This is a genomic window from Actinophytocola sp. (genome assembly GCF_036378875.1).
GTDB lineage: Bacteria > Actinomycetota > Actinomycetes > Mycobacteriales > Pseudonocardiaceae > Actinophytocola.
This window is the reverse complement of record NZ_DASUVO010000159.1, coordinates 44,617-61,989: the sequence shown is the minus strand read 5'-3', so window position 1 is coordinate 61,989 and position 17,373 is coordinate 44,617. Positions and strand designations below refer to the sequence as shown.

19 protein-coding genes are annotated in these 17,373 nt (G+C 69.7%); 5 read left to right on the top strand and 14 right to left on the bottom strand.

The window, feature by feature from the left end; genetic code table 11:
* The first annotated feature begins 72 nt into the window (after positions 1 to 72).
* Positions 73 to 1,038 carry a helix-turn-helix domain-containing protein gene (locus VF106_RS44315; RefSeq protein WP_330846062.1) on the top strand — a complete coding sequence of 322 codons (966 nt, stop codon included), beginning with the start codon at positions 73 to 75 and terminating at the stop codon, positions 1,036 to 1,038.
* A gap of 34 nt (positions 1,039 to 1,072) precedes the next feature.
* Here VF106_RS44315 and VF106_RS44310 read toward each other — a convergent pair whose 3' ends face one another.
* From VF106_RS44310 to VF106_RS44300, 3 genes are read right to left on the bottom strand one after another with little or no spacing between them, the layout of a single operon-like run.
* Entirely contained in the window at positions 1,073 to 1,666 is a 594-nt protein-coding gene (locus VF106_RS44310) for a ScbR family autoregulator-binding transcription factor (RefSeq protein ID WP_330846061.1), read from the bottom strand.
* Positions 1,666 to 2,328 (bottom strand): O-methyltransferase, encoded by a 663-nt coding sequence (locus tag VF106_RS44305; RefSeq protein ID WP_330846060.1) that lies wholly within the window; start codon positions 2,326 to 2,328, stop codon positions 1,666 to 1,668. Before VF106_RS44305 ends, VF106_RS44310 begins: the two co-directional genes overlap by 1 nt.
* Before the next feature lie 10 nt (positions 2,329 to 2,338).
* Positions 2,339 to 2,785 (bottom strand): MarR family winged helix-turn-helix transcriptional regulator, encoded by a 447-nt coding sequence (locus tag VF106_RS44300; RefSeq protein ID WP_330846059.1) that lies wholly within the window; start codon positions 2,783 to 2,785, stop codon positions 2,339 to 2,341.
* Positions 2,786 to 2,831: 46 nt separating this feature from the next.
* Between VF106_RS44300 and VF106_RS44295 the strand changes: the two genes are divergently transcribed.
* Positions 2,832 to 4,196 carry an MFS transporter gene (locus VF106_RS44295; RefSeq protein ID WP_330846058.1) on the top strand — a complete coding sequence of 455 codons (1,365 nt, stop codon included), beginning with the start codon at positions 2,832 to 2,834 and terminating at the stop codon, positions 4,194 to 4,196.
* On the opposite strand, the gene VF106_RS44290 is transcribed toward VF106_RS44295, so the two are convergent.
* The 8 genes from VF106_RS44290 to VF106_RS44255 all read right to left on the bottom strand — a co-directional run bounded on the left by VF106_RS44290 (position 4,093) and on the right by VF106_RS44255 (position 11,616).
* On the bottom strand, positions 4,093 to 4,530 hold the full coding sequence (locus tag VF106_RS44290) for a nitroreductase family deazaflavin-dependent oxidoreductase (protein WP_330846057.1): 438 nt from the start codon (positions 4,528 to 4,530) through the stop codon (positions 4,093 to 4,095). The two genes, VF106_RS44295 and VF106_RS44290, sit on opposite strands and share 104 nt — an antisense overlap.
* On the bottom strand, positions 4,514 to 5,485 hold the full coding sequence (locus tag VF106_RS44285) for an N-acetylglucosamine kinase (RefSeq protein WP_330846056.1): 972 nt from the start codon (positions 5,483 to 5,485) through the stop codon (positions 4,514 to 4,516). The genes VF106_RS44290 and VF106_RS44285 overlap by 17 nt, the downstream gene beginning before the upstream one ends.
* Positions 5,482 to 6,732: a family 4 glycosyl hydrolase gene (locus VF106_RS44280; protein ID WP_330846055.1), complete on the bottom strand. Its 1,251-nt coding sequence runs from the start codon at positions 6,730 to 6,732 to the stop codon at positions 5,482 to 5,484. The genes VF106_RS44285 and VF106_RS44280 overlap by 4 nt, the downstream gene beginning before the upstream one ends.
* Positions 6,729 to 7,589, bottom strand: a complete 861-nt coding sequence (locus VF106_RS44275; RefSeq protein WP_330846054.1) for a carbohydrate ABC transporter permease — start codon at positions 7,587 to 7,589, stop codon at positions 6,729 to 6,731. The genes VF106_RS44280 and VF106_RS44275 overlap by 4 nt, the downstream gene beginning before the upstream one ends.
* On the bottom strand, positions 7,586 to 8,569 hold the full coding sequence (locus tag VF106_RS44270) for a carbohydrate ABC transporter permease (RefSeq protein ID WP_330846053.1): 984 nt from the start codon (positions 8,567 to 8,569) through the stop codon (positions 7,586 to 7,588). Before VF106_RS44270 ends, VF106_RS44275 begins: the two co-directional genes overlap by 4 nt.
* Positions 8,570 to 8,571: 2 nt before the next feature.
* Complete coding sequence (locus tag VF106_RS44265) at positions 8,572 to 9,885, bottom strand: ABC transporter substrate-binding protein (RefSeq protein WP_330846052.1); 1,314 nt, start codon at positions 9,883 to 9,885, stop codon at positions 8,572 to 8,574.
* 10 nt (positions 9,886 to 9,895) lie between these two features.
* A complete protein-coding gene (locus VF106_RS44260; RefSeq protein ID WP_330846051.1) occupies positions 9,896 to 11,047 on the bottom strand; it encodes an ROK family transcriptional regulator in 1,152 nt (383 codons plus the stop codon).
* Between the two features lie 86 nt (positions 11,048 to 11,133).
* Positions 11,134 to 11,616 (bottom strand): MarR family winged helix-turn-helix transcriptional regulator, encoded by a 483-nt coding sequence (locus tag VF106_RS44255; RefSeq protein ID WP_330846050.1) that lies wholly within the window; start codon positions 11,614 to 11,616, stop codon positions 11,134 to 11,136.
* Positions 11,617 to 11,680: 64 nt separating this feature from the next.
* Between VF106_RS44255 and VF106_RS44250 the strand changes: the two genes are divergently transcribed.
* Positions 11,681 to 13,210: an LLM class flavin-dependent oxidoreductase gene (locus tag VF106_RS44250; protein ID WP_330846049.1), complete on the top strand. Its 1,530-nt coding sequence runs from the start codon at positions 11,681 to 11,683 to the stop codon at positions 13,208 to 13,210.
* A 3-nt stretch (positions 13,211 to 13,213) separates the two neighbouring features.
* Here VF106_RS44250 and VF106_RS44245 read toward each other — a convergent pair whose 3' ends face one another.
* The 3 genes from VF106_RS44245 to VF106_RS44235 are packed head-to-tail and all read right to left on the bottom strand — an operon-like array spanning position 13,214 to position 15,715.
* Positions 13,214 to 14,119: a LysR family transcriptional regulator gene (locus VF106_RS44245; RefSeq protein WP_330846048.1), complete on the bottom strand. Its 906-nt coding sequence runs from the start codon at positions 14,117 to 14,119 to the stop codon at positions 13,214 to 13,216.
* 13 nt (positions 14,120 to 14,132) lie between these two features.
* Entirely contained in the window at positions 14,133 to 14,978 is an 846-nt protein-coding gene (locus VF106_RS44240; RefSeq protein WP_330846133.1) for an SDR family NAD(P)-dependent oxidoreductase, read from the bottom strand.
* Positions 14,978 to 15,715, bottom strand: a complete 738-nt coding sequence (locus VF106_RS44235) for an SDR family oxidoreductase (protein ID WP_330846047.1) — start codon at positions 15,713 to 15,715, stop codon at positions 14,978 to 14,980. The genes VF106_RS44240 and VF106_RS44235 overlap by 1 nt, the downstream gene beginning before the upstream one ends.
* Positions 15,716 to 15,813: 98 nt before the next feature.
* On the opposite strand from VF106_RS44235, the gene VF106_RS44230 reads away from it, so the two are divergent.
* Together VF106_RS44230 and VF106_RS44225 are read left to right on the top strand one after the other, a co-directional pair.
* Positions 15,814 to 16,152, top strand: a complete 339-nt coding sequence (locus tag VF106_RS44230) for a YciI family protein (RefSeq protein WP_330846132.1) — start codon at positions 15,814 to 15,816, stop codon at positions 16,150 to 16,152.
* Complete coding sequence (locus VF106_RS44225) at positions 16,143 to 17,357, top strand: RNA polymerase sigma factor (RefSeq protein WP_330846131.1); 1,215 nt, start codon at positions 16,143 to 16,145, stop codon at positions 17,355 to 17,357. Before VF106_RS44230 ends, VF106_RS44225 begins: the two co-directional genes overlap by 10 nt.
* Positions 17,358 to 17,373: the final 16 nt, after the last annotated feature.

The window sequence follows — 17,373 nt, the reverse complement described above, 5'->3', positions numbered from 1 at the left end:
GCCCGATGCATTGCTGCCAACAGTGGCAGAACAGACCTTGTGCAACAAAATCCTGCCACGTACGCTCTAGTCATGCTCAGGACTGTCGCCGCCATCGTGATCGACCAGGTCGCGCCCTTCGAGTTCGGCGTGCTCTGCGAGGTTTTCGGGATCGACCGGACCGAGGAGGGGGTGCCGCCGATCGAGTTCCGGGTGTGCGGGGAGCGGCCCGGGGAGCCGATCCGGACCACTGTGGGGGCGATGCTCATCCCTGAGCACGGGCTCGACGCGGTCGACGGGGCCGATCTCGTCGCGGTACCGGCGGCGACGTTGCGTGACGAGTACCCGGAAGCCGTGCTGGAGACGTTGCGCAAGGCGGCCGACCGTGGCGCGATGTTGCTCTCGGTGTGCAGTGGCGCCTTCATCCTCGGGGCCGCCGGGTTGCTCGAGGGCCGGCACTGCACCACGCACTGGCGCCACGGGCAGCAGCTGCTCGACCGCTTCCCGACGATCCTGCTCGACCCGGACGTCCTCTACGTCCACGACGGCAACATCGTCACCAGCGCGGGCACGGCCGCCGGGATCGACGCCTGCCTGCACATCGTCCGTCAGGAGCTCGGGTCCGCCGCGGCCAACGCCATCGCGCGGCGGATGGTCGTGCCGCCGCAGCGGGACGGCGGCCAGCGCCAGTACGTCGAGCTGCCGATCCCCGAGTGCACCGCCGACAGTCTCTCTCCGCTGCTGACGTGGATGCTCGACAACCTCAAGGCCGAGCACACGGTCGCCGAACTCGCCCGCCGGGCACGGATGTCCGAGCGGACGTTCGCGCGCCGCTTCGTCGCCGAGACCGGGACCACGCCAGCCAAGTGGCTGATCATGCAGCGGGTGCTGCACGCGCGGCAGCTGCTGGAGGACACCCAGATGTCCGTCGAGGACGTCGCCGAGCAGAGCGGTTTCGGCTCCGCCGCGCTGCTCCGCCACCACTTCAACAAGATCGTCGGCGTCCCGCCGAAGAACTACCGGCGCACGTTCGGCGGCGCGACCGAGCTGTCGGCCTAGACCAGGCCTGGACCAGGCCTGGACCAGGCCTAGGCTAGGCCCGGGAGCCGGCCGGGTCGAACCGGGACAGCCGGCGGGGCGGCACCATGCCGGGCAGCGAGATCCGCCACATGTCGGTCATCCGTTCGCGCAGGTCCGCGCGGCTGGTGAGTGCGCCGGACATCGTCTGGATGCCGAGCACCGCGCCGCCGACGTAGGCGGTCACGTTCACCGGGTCCAGCTCCGGGCGCAGGTCACCGGCCTCCCGCGCGGCCTCCAGGAACTCGCGGATCATGTCGAGCCACCGCCGAGGGTACGGCCGGTCGAAGTCCGTCTCGGTCACCAGCCGGCTGCTGGCCCGCACGCGGATGTTCGTGCGAAGGCTGTCGCAGAAGGCGTGGCACAGGTCGATCACGCTCTGGATCGGGTTCGCGGCGGCCGGCGGGTCGACCGTCCAGTGCTCCTCGACGAGCGCCTTCGCCAGCTCCTCTTTGGACTCGAAGTGGAAGTACAGCGCTCCCTTGGTCACCCCCGCCCTGGCGAGGATGTCGGACAGGCTGGCACCGGCGAAGCCGCGCGCCTCGAACACCTCGGCCGCGGCGTCGAGGATCAGGTTGCGCGTGCGCTCCGCCCGGTCCTGCCTGGACATCAGCCCGTGACCAGCGCGAGCGCGAACCCGTCGTACCCCTTGCCGCCCACGGTCTGGACCATCGTGGCCGAGACCCGCGACTCCTTCGCGATCAGCGCGCCCAGCTCGCGGGTGCCGATGACGGACGGGTCGCTGCTACCCGCGTCCAGCACGAGCCCGCCGCGCACCACGTTGTCCACGATGATCACGCTGCCGGGCCGCGAGTGGTCGACCGCCCAGCGGAAGTACGCCGGGTTGTTGACCTTGTCCGCGTCGATGAAGAACAGGTCGAACGGGCCTTCGCTCTCCAGCGCCGGCAGCGTGTCGAGCGCCTTGCCCACCCTGACCTCGACTCGGTCGGCGAGGCCTGCGGCGGCGATGTTCTGACTGGCCACGTCGGCGTGGTGCGGGTCGGCCTCCAGCGTGATCAGCCTGCCGTCCGCGGGCAGGGCACGGGCGAGCCAGATCGTGCTGTAACCCGCGAGCGTGCCGATCTCCAGAATCTTTCGCGCACCGTGGATCCGCGCGATGAGGTTGAGGAACTTTCCCTGGTTGGGGGCGACGTTGATCTCCGGCAGCCCCGCCTGGACAGTGCTGGCCAGCACACGGTCCAGTGCGTCGTCCCTGTCGATGACGAGGCCGTTGATGTAGTCGTCGACGTCGTGCCACACGCGTTCGGTCATATCGCCATTATCAGCGGTTCAGCGCCTCTTCGAAGCGTGCGAGCGTTGCCACGAAGGTCTGACGCTGCTCGTCGGTGAGCGGCTCGAGTGCCGTCTGCCAGGCGCCGGCCGCCGCGACGATCCACTTCTCGATGGCCGCCCTGCGGTTCGGCGCGATGCTCACGATCGTGCGGCGCCGGTCGGCGTCGTCCTCGCGCCGCTCGATCAGGCCTTTGCGGCTGAGGTCGCCGATCATCAGGCTGACCGTCGCCGGTGCCACCTCGAGGCGGGCGGCCAGCTCGTTCACCGGCATCGGCCCGTCGAACTGCAGGTAGGAGAACAGCGAGAGGTGGCGCGGGGCGATCGCCACCGACTTCAGCTCGTCCGGGATGGGGGCGCGTTTCACCCGGCCGACCACGCGGGGGAACAGCAGCAGGAGGGCGCGCACGGCCTCCGTGAGACTCAGGCCCGTTGACATACCTCTGTCTTCCTAATAGCTTTGCTTGCAAAGCAAAGTTGTCTTGGTGAGGCAGGTTATCGTGGGGGACCGTTGGGGGCTCGTGGTCGCGGCCAGTCTCGCGATCTTCGTGGCACAGCTGGACGCGACGATCGTGAACGTCGCCCTGCCGACGATCGGGTCGAGCTTCGATGCCGGCGCGGGCACCGTGCAGTGGGTGGTGCTGGGGTACCTGACGCCGATCATCGGGTTGGCGCTGTGTGCCGGGCGGTGGGTCGACGTCAGCGACCCGCGTCGGGTGCTACGGCTCGCGTGCGCGGGCTTCGCCGTCGCGAGTGTCGCGTGTGGACTCGCACCGGGAGTCGGTTGGCTGGTGGTGGCCCGTGTCGCACAGGGAATGTTCGCGGTGCTGCTGCTCGCGATCAGCCCGGTGCTGACGACGGTGGCCGTGAGGCCGGCGAAGCGGGCCCGCGCGTTCGGCGTCGCCATGCTGTTCGGCACCGCCGGTGGGATGACCGGGCCGGTGCTCGGCGGCTGGCTGGTGGAGGCGGTCGACTGGTCGTGGATCTTCTACCTGACGGCGGTGCCCCTGGTGCTGGTCGTCGTGCTGTCCGCGCGCTCAATGCCACGCGGTGCGTCGCTGGCGTGGCCGCGGCGGCGCTGGCTGGTGGAGGCCGGCACGTTCGGCTGCGGCGCCGTGTCCGTCCTGTTGGGACTGCTGCTCAGTCCGTGGTTCCTGGTGGGAGCGGTGTCGCTGGTCGTGTGGTGGCGAAGCGGGGACGCCGTGCCGGTGCGTTCGCTGCTGCGCTCGCCAGGGGTGCTCGGCCCGCACATCGCGCTGACGTGTGTCTACAGTGCACTTTTCTTGGTCACGTTCGTGCTGCCGTTCTTTGTGGGCGACGCGAGCACGGCCGGGCTGGTGCTGCTGGCGTTCCCGGTGGCGGCGCTGGCGACGAGCTACGGCGCGGGCCTCGTGGCCGACCGGGTGGGGACGCGGCCGGTGGCGCTGTGCGGGGCCGGGTTGATCGCGACCGGGTTGGCACTGCTGGTCTTCACGTCCGGCACGGCACCGGACATCGCGTGGCGCCTGGCGTTCGCGGGGGCCGGGTTCGGGTTGTTCAACGGGCAGCTGCAGGTGTTCCTGATGGGCAACGCGCCGGGGGAGCAGCTCGGGCTCACCGCGGCGACGTCGAACCTGGTGCGGCAGGTGGGAATCGCGGCGGGCTCGGCCACGGGCGCTCTTCTGTGGACCGTGGCCGGCCCGTCCGCGTTGCGCACCGGGGTGCTGGTGGCGCTGGGACTCGTCCTGGTGTGTGGTCTGGCCGTGCTCAGCTCTTCCGGGTCAGCACGAACACCGGGATCTGCCGGTCCGTTCTCGTCTGGTACTCCGCGTAGGGTGAGAACGCGGCCACGGCGATCTCCCACCACCTGAGCCGTTCCTCGCCCGTGGCCTCGTGGGCCACCATGTCCCACCTGCCGGGCCCGTCCTGCAGTTCCACCTCGGGGTTGGCCCTGAGGTTGTGGGCCCAGAGCGGGTCCACCGGCGCGCCACCCATCGACGCCACCGCCGCGTACCGGCCTTCGTGCTCGACCCGCATCAGCGGCGACTTGCGGATCTTGCCCGTCTTCGCGCCCTTCGAGGTCAGGATGACGACGGGCAACCCGTGCATCGTGGTGCCACTGGTGCCGCCGGAACTCTCGTACTCTTTCACCTGCTTGCGCGCCTTCTCGTACGAGCTCGGCGCGTACTCACCGTGCAAAGGCATTCTTCCAGTCAACACGAAGTCCGCTCGCCCCGCCCAGTTCGGCCAGGCCGAGCAGTGCCGCCCCGACCACCGGCGGATCGGTGGCCACCGTGATCTCCGCCAGTGGCACCGCCGATGCCAGTCGTTCGCGGATTACCTGGTGCAGCAGCGGATCTTTGCCCCTGAGCACGCCGCCACCCAGCACGACCGTCGCCGGTTTCGCCACCAGGTCGAGCCGGCGCAGTGCGGCGATCGCCAGGACCGCCACCTCCTCGCCCTGACGAATCACGACGGACTTCGCCACGTCGTCACCGCTGCGTGCGACCTCGAACAGCACCGGGGCCAGTTCACCCAACCGTGACGCCACACCGGGATCCAGGTGTGCCGCCATCGTCACCTCCGCCGCGCTGGCGAGGCCGAAGTGCGCCGCGACGGCCCCGGTCAACGCGGTCGCCGGGCCCCGGCCGTCCTCCGCGCGCGCGGCGTGCCACAACGCGAGCGGGCCGATCTCGTCACCGCCGCCCCAGTCGCCGGAGATCGTGCCCAGCGCGGGAAAACGGACCATGCGGCCGTCCGCGGCCCTGCCGACGCAGTTGATGCCCGCACCGCACACCACCGCGACCGCGTCCGGCGCTTCGGTACCGGTACGCAGCAGTGCCAGCGTGTCGTTGTCCACAATGGCCTTGTCGGCCCAGCCGGCCTCGGTCACGGCGTCGTTGAGCATGGCCAGCTCGCTGGGCAGGTCCCCGCCGGCCACGTAGACGGCGGCGAGCGCGAGCCGGTCGGCATCGGCGAGGCCCGCGTCGGCGCGGGCCTCGTCCACCAGGACACCAAGCCGGCGCATGGCTTCCGGCAGTCCGGTCGACTGGTGGTTGGAGCCGGGCCCGCGTGCGTGCCCGAGCACCACCCCGGTGTCGTCGACCACCACCACGTCGGTCTTGGAGTTGCCGCCGTCGACGGCGAGGAGCAGGCTCATCGCGCCCACGCAAGGAACTCGGCGTTCTCCGCCAGCAGCCGGTCGGTCAGCACACGCGCCTGGTCCGCCTGGCCGATCAGCGGATGTGCCAGCAACGCGTGGTACACGCGGTCCGCGCCACCACGTAGCGCGGCGTCGACCGCCAGTTCCTCGTAACCGGACACGTGCGACACCAGCCCCGCGAGGTCCGGCGCGAGCGGTGCGGCCGGCGCGGGCCTGGCCCCGTCCGTGTCGACGTCGCAGGTCACCTCGATGACCGCGTTGTCGGGCAGGTTCGGCAGCGTCCCGTTGTTCCGCACGTTCACCGCGTGCGTGCCCGGCTCTCCGTGCAGAGAAGCCAGCAGCCCGATCGCGGCCTCGGAGTAGTACGCCCCGCCTCGTTCGGTCAACAGCGCCGGCTTCGTGTCGAGGGCCGGATCCTGGTACAGGGCAAGGAGTTCCCGTTCGATCTCGACCACCCGCGCACCGCGTGACTGCTCGGTGCGCTGGGCGGCCACCACCTCGTCGTGGCAGTAGAAGTACCGCAGGTAGTACGACGGCAGCGTGCCGGTGAGCCGAAGCACCTCGATCGGCAGGCCGAGCGGCTCGGCAAGGGACTCGCCGTGCTCGGCCAGCAGTTCCGGCAGCCGGTCCACACCGGACACACGCGCGGCCCTCGTCCACGTCAGGTGGTTGAGACCGACGTGGTCGAGCTGGACCTCGTCCGGTGCCACGCCGAGCAGCCCGGCGAAGCGCCGCTGCACGCCGATCGACACGTTGCACAGCCCGACCGCGCGGTGCCCGTCGTCGAGCAGCGCACGCGTCACGATGCCCACCGGGTTCGTGAAGGCCACCACCCACGCGTTCGGCGCGGCACGTTCCCGTGCCCTGCGGGCGATGTCGAGCACGACCGGCACCGTGCGCAGCGCCTTCGCCAGACCGCCGGCGCCGGTCGTCTCCTGCCCGACGCACCCGCAGTCCAGCGGGAACGTCTCGTCGCTGATCCGGGCCGTCTGCCCGCCGACCCGCAGCTGCAGCAGCACGACGTCGGCGTCGGTGAGCCCGGCGTCGAGGTCGTCGGTCCAGGACAGCTTGGTGGAGCTGTCGTGGCGGGCGAGAAGCCGGCGCCCGAACTCCCCGACGATCCCGAGCCGGGACAGGGCCGGGTCGACCAGCACCACCTCGTCGACGGCGAACGGCAGCCGCGCGAACCCGTCGATCAGCTCGGGTGTGTACGTCGAACCACCCCCAACGACCGCGACCTTCACCCTTTCACTCCCGTCAGTGTCACGCCCTGCACGAATGCCTTCTGGGCGAAGAAGAACACGATGATCACCGGCGCCATCACCAGCAGCGTCGCCGCCATGATGAGGTTCCACTCCACGTGGTGCAGCGACTTGAACTGCGACAGCGCGATGGACAGCGTCCAGTTCGCCTGGTTCTCACTCGTGTAGAGAAGCGGGCCGTAGTAGTCGTTCCACGCGTAGAAGAACTGGAAGATGGCCGTGGCCGCGATACCCGGCCGCGCCATCGGCGCCACCACCCGCAGCAGCACCTGCCACTCCCCGCAGCCGTCGATCCGTGCCGCGTCCACAATGGAGTCCGGGATCGTCAGCAGGAACTGGCGCAGCAGGAAGATGCTGAACGCGTCGCCGGCCAGCATCGGCAGGATCAGCGGCCACAGTGTGCCGGTCAGCCCGGCGTTCGACCACATCAGGTACAGCGGCACCGTGACCACCTGCGGTGGCAGCATCATCATGCAGATGATCACCAGGAACACGGTCTTCTCGCCACGCCAGCGCAGCTTCGCGAGCGCGTACGCCGCCGGCACGCTCGACAGCAGCATGAACACGGTGGCGAGCACGACGTAGACCACCGTGTTGACCATGTAGTCGAACACCGGCAGCTTCGTGAAGATCGTGACGAAGTTCTCCGGATGCCACGTGGTCGGCCACAGGTTGGACGTCAGCGCCTGGTCGCTCGTCATGAACGAGATGAGCACCACGAACACGAACGGTGTCACGAAGATGACCGCCGCCGCGATGGCAAGGCTGTTGCGTGCCACCACGATCAGCCACGACTCCCGCACCATGGTGCCCCGCCGCACTGCGGTGACCGCGGTCATCGGGCGCCTCCAGCGAAGTCACGGAACCGCCGCAGCAGCACCATCGTGACCCCGAAGGCCACCAGGAACAGCACGACGGCCAGGGCGTTCGCGTAGCCCATGTCGTAGTAGCGGAACCCGGCGACATAGAGGTGGAGCGGATAGGTCAAAGTGGACTCCTCGGGATAGCCGAACGTGGAGGAGATCCCACCGCCGGCGGTGACCACGCCGCTGGCGACGCTCGCCGCGACCGCCGCCTGCGTGAAGTACTGCAGTGTCTGGATCACTCCCGTCACCCCGGCGAACAGCAGCACCGGGGACAGCGACGGGAACGTGACGTAGCGGAACCGCTGCAGGGCGCTCGCGCCGTCCAGCGAAGCCGCCTCGTACAGCGGTTTCGGCACGTCCAGCAGTGCGGCCAGGAAGATGACCATCAGGTCGCCGACCGCCCAGGTGCCGAGCAGCACCAGCGACGGCTTCGCCCAGTCCGGCGAGTCGAACCACAGTGGACCGTCGATGCCGAACCAGCTCAGCACCCCGTTCACCGGACCGGTGGCCGGGTTGAACAGGAACACGAACGCGATCGTCGCCGCCACCGGCGGGGCGAGCGCCGGCAGGTAGAAGATCGTGCGGAAGAACCCGCCACCGCGCTTGAGCGACACCAGCAGCATCGCCGTGAGCAGCGCGGCGATCATCCGTGCCGGCACGAGGATCGCCACGAACCACAACGTGTTCCAGGCCGCCTTCTGCGCGTTCGGGTCCTGTGTGAACAGGTAGATGTAGTTGCGCAGGCCCACCCACTGCGGGGTGGTGAGCAGGTCGAACCTGGTGAAGGAGAAGTAGATCGCGGAGAGCAGCGGGTACAGGAAGAACACCGTGATGCCGACGAGGGCCGGGGCCATGAAGCTCAGCACGGTCATCCGGTGCCGCCACCGGCGCGGCGGTCGCCGCCGCGCCGGTCGCGTCGCCACGGTGGGCGGACGGGTCAGGACGGCCGTCACTGTCAGCGTCCGAGCTCGAGAGCGGAGTCGATGCGCTGGTCGAGGTCCTTGAGCCCGCCGGTCAGATCCGTTGCCTCACCGGAGAGGTAGCTGTTGACGAACTCCGATGCCATCTCCACGTACTTCGGGCCGGACGCGTTCGGTGGCGTGGTCCCGGTGTTCGGGTTGGCGAAGATGTCCAGGAACGTCTTGAACCGCTCGTCGGCCTCCAGCTTCGGTGACGCCAGAGCCTCCTTTGTGGTCGGCACGTTCTTGATGCCGTTGGACAGGTTCACGATCGTGTCGGTCTCGGTCGTGAGGTACTTGATCAGCTCCCACGACGCCTCGGGGTTGTCGGAGTTCGCGGAGACGCCCATGACGTTGCCGGTGACGAACCCGGCGCCGTAGCGGTCGGACTGGTTGTCCGCCACCGGCAGGGGAGCGGTGCCGAAGTCGACGTCCGGCGCCTGGTCCTCGATGAACGCGACGCGGTACTCACCGTCGATGGCCATCGCCAGCTTGCCCTGCTGGAAAGCGTTGTCGGCGCTCCACTCGTCGCCGAGACCGGCGGTGAACTGCTGCACCTTCTCGTAGCCATACCAGTCGACGAGGTCCTTGTGCCACTGGAGCATCGCGGCCCAGTTCGGGTCGGAACCGATGGCGGACTTCTCGTCGTCCGTGAGCCACTTCGCGTCCCACATCGGCGCGGCGTGCTGCGGCGAGTGCTCGTAGAAGTTCAGCACGGGGAGGAAGCCAGCGACCTCGATGGTGCCGTCCGGCGCGCGCTTGGTGAGCTTCTTGGCCATGTCGGCCAGTTCGGTCATCGTCTTCGGCGGCTCCGTGTAACCGGCCTCGGCGAGCAGGGCCTTGTTGTAGTACAGGCCGTACACGTCGGCGAGGAACGGCATCGCGCAGCGGTTGCCCTTGTAGGAGGTGTACTCCCGCACAGTTTCGGGGAACTGGTCGAGGTCCACCTTGTCCCGCTCGATGTACGGGGTCAGGTCACGCCAGGCCTTGGCGGAGCAGAACTTCCCGACGATGTCCGTCGAGTAGGACAGGCCGACGTCCGGTCCCTTGCCGGACGAGATGGCCTGGAGCATCTTGGAGTCGTCCTGACCGGCGGTCACCTTCACGTCGATGTCGGGGTGCTCCTTCTCGAACGCGGCGACGGCCGTGTCGATGGCCTTCGCCTCGCGGTCGGTGAAGAAGTGCCAGAACTCGACGGTGCCCTTGGCGTCCTCGCCGGCGGGCGCGATCTCGGTGTCGGCGTTGGTACCTGGGGTGCAGGCGGCGATGAGCAGGGCTGCGGTGGCGAGCAGCGCGGAACGGCGCAACATATGTGGTCTCCTAGCGGCGGTCAAGCAAGGCGGTGCGGACCGCGGTGAGGGTGGTGTCAAGCGCGCCGAGCAGGACCGCGTCCTCGGTGAGGCCGGTCGCGGCGACCTCGGTCTCGAGAACGGACAGGTCCCGCAACGCGGCGCCAACAGCGCCGGCGAGCACAGGCCCGCCGGCCTGGCCGACCTCGCCGGCGAGGACGACGAGCGCGGGGTCGAGCACAGCGACCACGGCGGCGATACCGGTGGCGATGCGGACGGCCAACGCGCTGAGGAACGGATCACTGGTGTCTGGTTCGGTCAAGGTTGCGGCCGCGCTGCGGACGGCGTCTTCCGCTCGTTCCACCTCGATGCCGTGTTCGCGGGCCAGCGCCAGGATTGCCGGACCGCCCACGAATTCCTGGAAGTCGTGCGCCCCGTCGTGCTGGGGCACACCTACCGGCATGTAGCCGATCTCGCCGGCGCCCCCTCGGGCACCGCGCAGAACTGTTCCCCCGAGATCGATCCCCAGGCCGAGGCCTTCCTCGCCCAGCCACAGCAAGGCGAAGCTCTCGGCGTTACCGGCGATGCCCCGCGACCGCTCGGCGGCCGCCGCGAGGTTGACATCGTTGTCCACGCTCACCGGAGTACGCAAGCGAGCGCGGATGTCGTCGATCAGTCCCGGGCGTGACCAGCCCGGCACGTCCACGTAGCGGATCGTGCCGTCGTGGTGGGCGCCCGGGACGCCCAACTGCACGTGGTCGAGGCGCTTGCGGGGGATGCGGGCCTTCTGACACGCCAGCTGCACCCCCTCCGCGACGGACTTGACGGGGTCGTCGGAGAGCTTCGTCGTGACCCTCGACCGGACCTCGCCGGTGAGGTCGCACACGGCCGTGATCAGGCTGGAGTCCTTCTCCTGCAACGAGGCCGCGGCAGCGTAGGCGGCGTCCGGGTTGACGTCGTAGATGTCCGCGTTCGGGCCGGGACCGCCGCTCGTGCGCCCGATCACCCGGACCAGACCGGCCTCCTGCAGGCGCCGCATGACATCCGATGTCGTCGGCTTCGCCAGGCCCGTCAGGTCACGCAGGTCCCCACGGGTGAGCGGACCGCGCTCGAGGAGGAGGCTGAGTGCCGCGGACTCGTTGATCTCGCGGAGTAGACGGGAAGATCCGGCCTGTGTTGTCAACGTCGCCTGCCTCGATGCGCGTATTGGTTAGGCAATCTGCCTAACTATTGACGAGCAGGCCAAGGTGAGTCAAGACGGTGTTCAGGTTACGGATTGGTAGCGGCGATCTCCTCGACGACCGCGCACGCGCTGTCCACCGGATCGAGGGCGTTCACGTGTGTGGCCAGCCGGGTCAGCAACGACTTGAGGCTCTGCTGATCGGCCTTCGGCAGGCCCGACAGAACGTGTGCCTCCGCGTGCGCGAGGTGACGGTCGAGTTCGGCCAGGCGGGCGCGGCCCGTCTCCGTCGCGACCACGTGCCGGGTGCGACGGTCGGTGGGCGCCGGCTTGCGCACGACGAGGTCCGCTCGTTCGAGGTCGTCGAGCAGGTAGGTCATCACCGTGCGGTCGATGCCCAGCTGCTGGCAGAGCGCGGACTGGCTCTCCGGCTGGTCGCGGGTGGCGGCCGTGAGGACCTGGTAGCCGCGGTGTCCGCCGGGCATGTCGCCGATCACCGCGTTCGTCGCCTTGACGTACGCGCGGAAGACCACGCCGAGGGTCCAGCCGAGGTCAGCGTCCAGAGCCGTCACCCGGCCAATGATAGCCGAAACAGAACGTCTGTTGAACAGAACATCTGTCTGGCATACTGTCGGCATGCCAGACTACGGTCACCCACTCGAGTTCGGTGTCTTCCTGCCGCCCGCCGCCGACCAGTTCGACGAGACCCTGCGGTTGGCGCAGGCCGCCGACGTCCTCGGTCTCGACCTCGTCAGCGTGCAGGACCACCCGTACCAGTCGGCGTTCCTCGAAACGTGGACGCTGCTCACCGTCATCGCCGCGGCCACCAGCCGGGTGCGGGTCTTCCCCAACGTCGCCAACCTGCCGCTGCGACCCCCAGCGGTCCTCGCCCGCAGTGCCGCCAGTCTCGACATCATCACCGGAGGACGGGTCGAGCTGGGGCTCGGCGCCGGCGGGTTCGTCGACGCCATCGCCGCCATGGGTGGACCGCGTCGCACGCCTGCCGAGTCGGTCGATGCGCTCGGCGAGGCCATCGAGGTGATCAGGACACTGTGGACACCCGGGCGCGGGGTGAGGTTCTCCGGCAAGCACTACTCACTGAACGGCGCGCATCCCGGACCGTTCCCCGTGCACCCCATCGGCATCTGGCTCGGTGCGTACAAGAAGCGGATGCTCCAGCTGACCGGCCGCGCCGCCGACGGGTGGCTGCCGTCGAGCCCGTACGCGCCGCCGGAGGAACTGGCCGCGATGAACCAGATCATCGACGACGCGGCGGAAGAGGCCGGTCGCTCGCCTGCCGACGTCCGGCGGCTCTACAACATCGGCGGTTCCTTCACCGGCAACGGTTTCCTGCGTGGCCCGGCCAAGGTGTGGGTCGAGCAGCTGGCAGAGCTGGCGTTGACCGAAGGCATCAGCGGGTTCGTGCTGATGGTCGACAGCGGCGGCGAGGACCACCTGCGCCGGTTCGCCGAAGAGGTGGCGCCCGGCGTGCGTGAGCTGGTCGACCAGGAACGGACCATGCTGTCCCGCACCGAGGAGCCACCGGTCCTGACGGCGGAGCCGGACCGTCTTGGTGTCACGCCGACCCAGGACGACGGGCGGCGGTTGTCGAAGGAGCGGTTATGGGACGAGTCGGCCCGCCCGACCGGTCCGCCGCCGGACCCGGACGCCGTCTACACCGCCGCCGGCCGGACGAACGGCCAGCACCTGATCGACGTGCACGACCACCTGCGTGCCGAGCTGTCCCGGGTGCGGTCGCTGGTGAAGCAGGTCGCCGGCGGCGCGCTGGACGTCGCCGCGGCCCGCTCGGAGATCAACACGATGACCATGCGGCAGAACAACTGGACGCTCGGCGCGTTCTGCGAGAGCTACTGCCGGCTGCTCACCCTGCACCACACGCTCGAGGACACGACGCTCTACCCGCGGCTGCGTCGCGGCGACGCACGTCTCGGCCCGGTGCTGGACCGCCTGACCGAGGAGCACCACGTCATCCACGACGTGCTCGAACGTGTTGACGCGGCGCTCGTCGCGATGGTGCGCGACCCCAACGGCATCACGGAGGTGTCGGCGGCCGTCGACCTGCTCACCGACACACTGCTCTCCCATCTGTCCTATGAGGAGCGTGAACTGGTGGAACCCATGGCGCGCCTGTCGATCCGAGCCTGAGGCTCACGTTTCGGCGGCCACGATCCTGACCAGGTCCCGTAGCCAGCGCTGTGCCAGGTCGTCGTCGAGGCGGGCGTGCCACGTCATCAGGTACGGCATGCTGTCGATTTCGGGCGGCGCGGCCACGGCTCGCAGCGTCGGGTTGTCCATACCGGACACGAGGCGGGACGGGAGCGTGGCCACCAGCGCGGTTTCCGGCACGACCGCCACCGCCGCCGTGTGGTAGGGGACCGACAGTGCCGCCCTGCGCCGCTCACCAAGCTCCGCGAGCCGTCTGTCCACCGCGGACTGCTGGCCCTGGAGGACGTCGACCATGACGTGTGCCGCGCCGAGGAACTCCTCGAGTGTCAACGTGTCCCGGTCGGCAAGGGGGTTCGTGGTGGACATCAGGCATACGAACCGCTCCTCGAACAGCAGCTCGCTGCGCAGCGCCGGGTCCACCGACACCCCGGAGAACGCGAGGTCCACCAACCCGTGCGCCACGTCGTCGAACACGCCGTAGTGCCACGGCAGGAAGGTCATCGTCGTGCCGGGCGCCTCGCGGAAGATCCTGCCCAGCAGTCCAGGGCCGAGGACGGACGTCGTGAAGTCCGTGCCCATCAACCGGAAGCTGTCGGTGGCCGTCGCGGGGTCGAAGTGTTCCGTGCCGAACAGGATCTCCAGCCTCGGCAGGATGCCGGCCAGCTCACGCTGGACCCGCTCCGCGCGGGGCGTGAGCCGGTAGCCGTCGCGGGTGCGCACCAGCAGCTCGTCGTCGAGGGTGCGCCGCAGCCGTTGCAGCGCCCGGCTGGTCGCCGGCTGCGACAGCCCGATCCTGTCGGCAGCGCGGGACACGTGCCGTTCCTCGAGCAGCGCGGCCAGCGCGACCAGCAGGTTCAGGTCGACTCGCTGCAGCTGGGTGATGCGCACGACGGGCACTGTCTCACGCCACCGGGCGCAGCAGGTCGGACAGGCCGATCCTCCCCAGGAACTCCGCCCTGACGCGGTCGGCGACCGCGTTGACGACCGCGGCGCCGTCGTCGGCCGGGTCGATGTGGACGCGGAACGGACGACTGCCCTTGGGCGCGGCCACGACACGGACGATGGCGTTCGCGACCTCGGCGACGTCGGCTTCCGGTGGCGTTATCTCGGCGAGTGCCGCGCCGACCTGGTCCATCAGGCCGGGGTAGCGCTGCTCGTACTCCGCCACCACGGCCACGTCGTCCGGCGTCCCGCTGTTGGCGAAGTGGTTGGTGCCGCCCGTGAACGCGCCCGGCACGATGATCGACGTCTCGATGCCGAACCTGGCCAGCTCCAGCGCGTAGCTCGTCGCCACCGCGTCCATGGCAGCCTTCGCCGCGAAGTACGGCGCGAGGTACGGCGGAGTGCCGCCGCGGGTACTGGAGCTGCCGACCCACACCACGAGCCCGTCGCCGCGAGCACGCATGGCCGGCAGCAGCTTGCGGTTGACCCGCTGCGTGCCCAGGACGTTCGTGTCGTACAGCGAGGCGTACTGCTCCGGCGTGAACGCCTCGGCCGGTCCGGTCACCATGTGCCCGGCGTTGTGCACGAGCACGTCCATCTCGGGCAGGTCCAGCGCCGCGACGGACTCGTCGGAGGTCACGTCCAGCTCGACGGGGATCAGCCCGTACGCCCTGGCCTCGTCGGCTTCCGGCCTTGTGCCGGCGTTCCGCATGCCGGCGTAGACGGTGTGCCCGGCATCGGCGAGCGCGCGGGCGGTGAGTGCGCCGAACCCGCTGGACGCGCCGGTGATCAGGATCTTCGCCATCACGCGATACCTCCGTTCGCGTACAGGACCTGGCCGTTGACCCAGCGCGCCGGGCCGGCGAGGAACGCCACGACCTCCGCGATGTCCGTCGGCTCGCCAAGCCGCTCCAGCGGGGGTGCGGCGGCCAGCCGGTCGATGACCTCCTGCGGCTTGCCGTCGAGGAACAGCGCGGTCGCCGTCGGGCCGGGCGCCACCGCGTTCACCGTGATGTCCCGGCCGCGCAGCTCGCGGGCGAGGATCAGCGTCATCGTGTCGACCGCGCCCTTGCTCGCGCCGTACGGGGCATAGCCCGGCTGCTGGAGCCGCGTCACCGAGCTGGAGAAGTTGATGATCGCGCCGCCGGCACGAACCCGCCGCGCCGCCTGCTGCGACACGACGAACGCGCCACGCACGTTGGTGCGCATGATCCGGTCGAACTCCGCGAGGGACATCTCGGCCAACGGGGTCGGGTCGTTCATCACGCCCGCCGCGTTCACCACCACGTCGACCCCGCCGAACTCCTGCTCGGCCCGGTCGAACAACGTGGCGATCGCCTGCTCGTCCGCCACGTCGGCCTGGACCGCGACGGCCCGGCCACCCTTGGCGGTGACCTCATCGACGGCCGCGTCGGCGTCCGCCGCGCGCCCCGCGTACCCGACGACGACCGCGAACCCGTCCGCCGCCAGCCGCGAAACCGTTTCCCTGCCGATGCCGCGCGACCCGCCGGTCACAATGGCCACTCTCTGTGTCTCGTTCATGCGACCACTGTGCGCCACACTGGACTATGTGTCCAATGCAACTGTCTGATGCTCAGTATGCGTGCGGTGCATTGCTGATGCGTGGGATCATGACCGACATGCGTTACCTGTTGCTCATCGGCGGCGAGGAAGACGGCTCCGGCCGCACCTCTCAGGACGTGTGCGCCGAGAGCGACGCGGTCGAGTGGGCCGAGGAGATGACGCGTCGCCGCGTGCTCCTGAACGGCCAGGTGCTGCACCCGCCGGAGGACGCGACCACCGTACGGGTGCGGGACGGCGAGATCCTGTTGTCCGACGGGCCGTTCGCCGAGACGAAAGAGCAGATCGGCGGACTGTGCGTGATCGAGTGCGCCGATCTCGACGAGGCGTTGGAGATCGCCGCGGCCCATCCGGTCGCGCGGTATGGCATGGTCGAGGTGCGGCCGATCTGGGAGTGAAGGACGCCGTCTCGGCGGCTTTTCGGGACGAGTGGGGACAGGTCGTCGCCACGCTCATCGGCCTGACCGGCGACTGGGACCTCGCGGAGGAGTGCGCCTCGGACGCCTTCGCCACCGCACTGTCCACATGGGAGCGCGACGGCGTGCCGAGGAAACCGGGCGCGTGGCTCACCAGGACCGCACGCAACCGCGCCGTGGACCGGTTGCGGCGCGAGAAGGTCGGCGCGGAGAAGCTGCGTGAGCTGGCCCTCATCCAGCCGGAAGGCGAACCACCGCAGGAGATTCCCGACGACCGCCTACGGTTGATCTTCACGTGCTGCCACCCGGCGCTCGCGTTCGAGGCCCGCGTGGCGCTGACGCTGCGGACGCTCACCGGGCTGACCACGAGTGAGATCGCGCGGGCGTTCGTGGTGCCCGAGGCGACGATGGCGCAGCGGCTGGTGCGGGCGAAACGGAAGATCCGCAACGCCGGCATCCCGTACCGCGTGCCACCCGCCGCGCAGCTGCCGGCGCGGCTGAGCGCGGTGCTCGGCGTGGTGTACCTGCTGTTCAACGAGGGTTACGCGGCGTCGACCGGCGAGGACCTCGTGCGGCAGAACCTGAGCGCGGAGGCGATCCGGCTGGGACGGGTGCTGGTGTCGCTGCTCCCCGACGAGCCGGAGGCCATGGGGTTGCTCGCGTTGATGCTGCTGCACGACGCGCGCCGGCCGGCCAGGGTGTCGCCGTCCGGCGAGCTCGTCACGCTGGAGGAGCAGGACCGGACACTGTGGAACGCGGCGGAGATCGCGGCGGGGGAGGTGTTGCTGTCCTCGGCACTCCGGCTCGGCGCACCAGGTCCGTACCAGGTGCAGGCGGCCATCGCGGCATGCCACGCGACGGCCCGGACCGCGGCGGAGACCGACTGGGCACAGATCGCCTCGCTGTACGGACAGCTCCGCAAGTACGTGCCGTCACCGGTGGTGGCGCTGAACCACGCCGTCGCGGTGGCGATGGCCGACGGCCCTCTCGCCGGGCTCGAGATGGTGGACTCGCTGGAGGGACTGTCCGGCTACCACCTGCTGCCGGCGACCCGCGCCGACCTGCTGCGACGACTGGGCCGGCACGACGAGGCGGCGGCTGAGTACCGGGCCGCGCTGGCGCTGACGACGTCGGAGGTCGAGAAGCGGTATCTCGCAAAGCGGCTCGCGGAAGTTTCCTCGCCGTAGGTGTCGATCCGGCCGA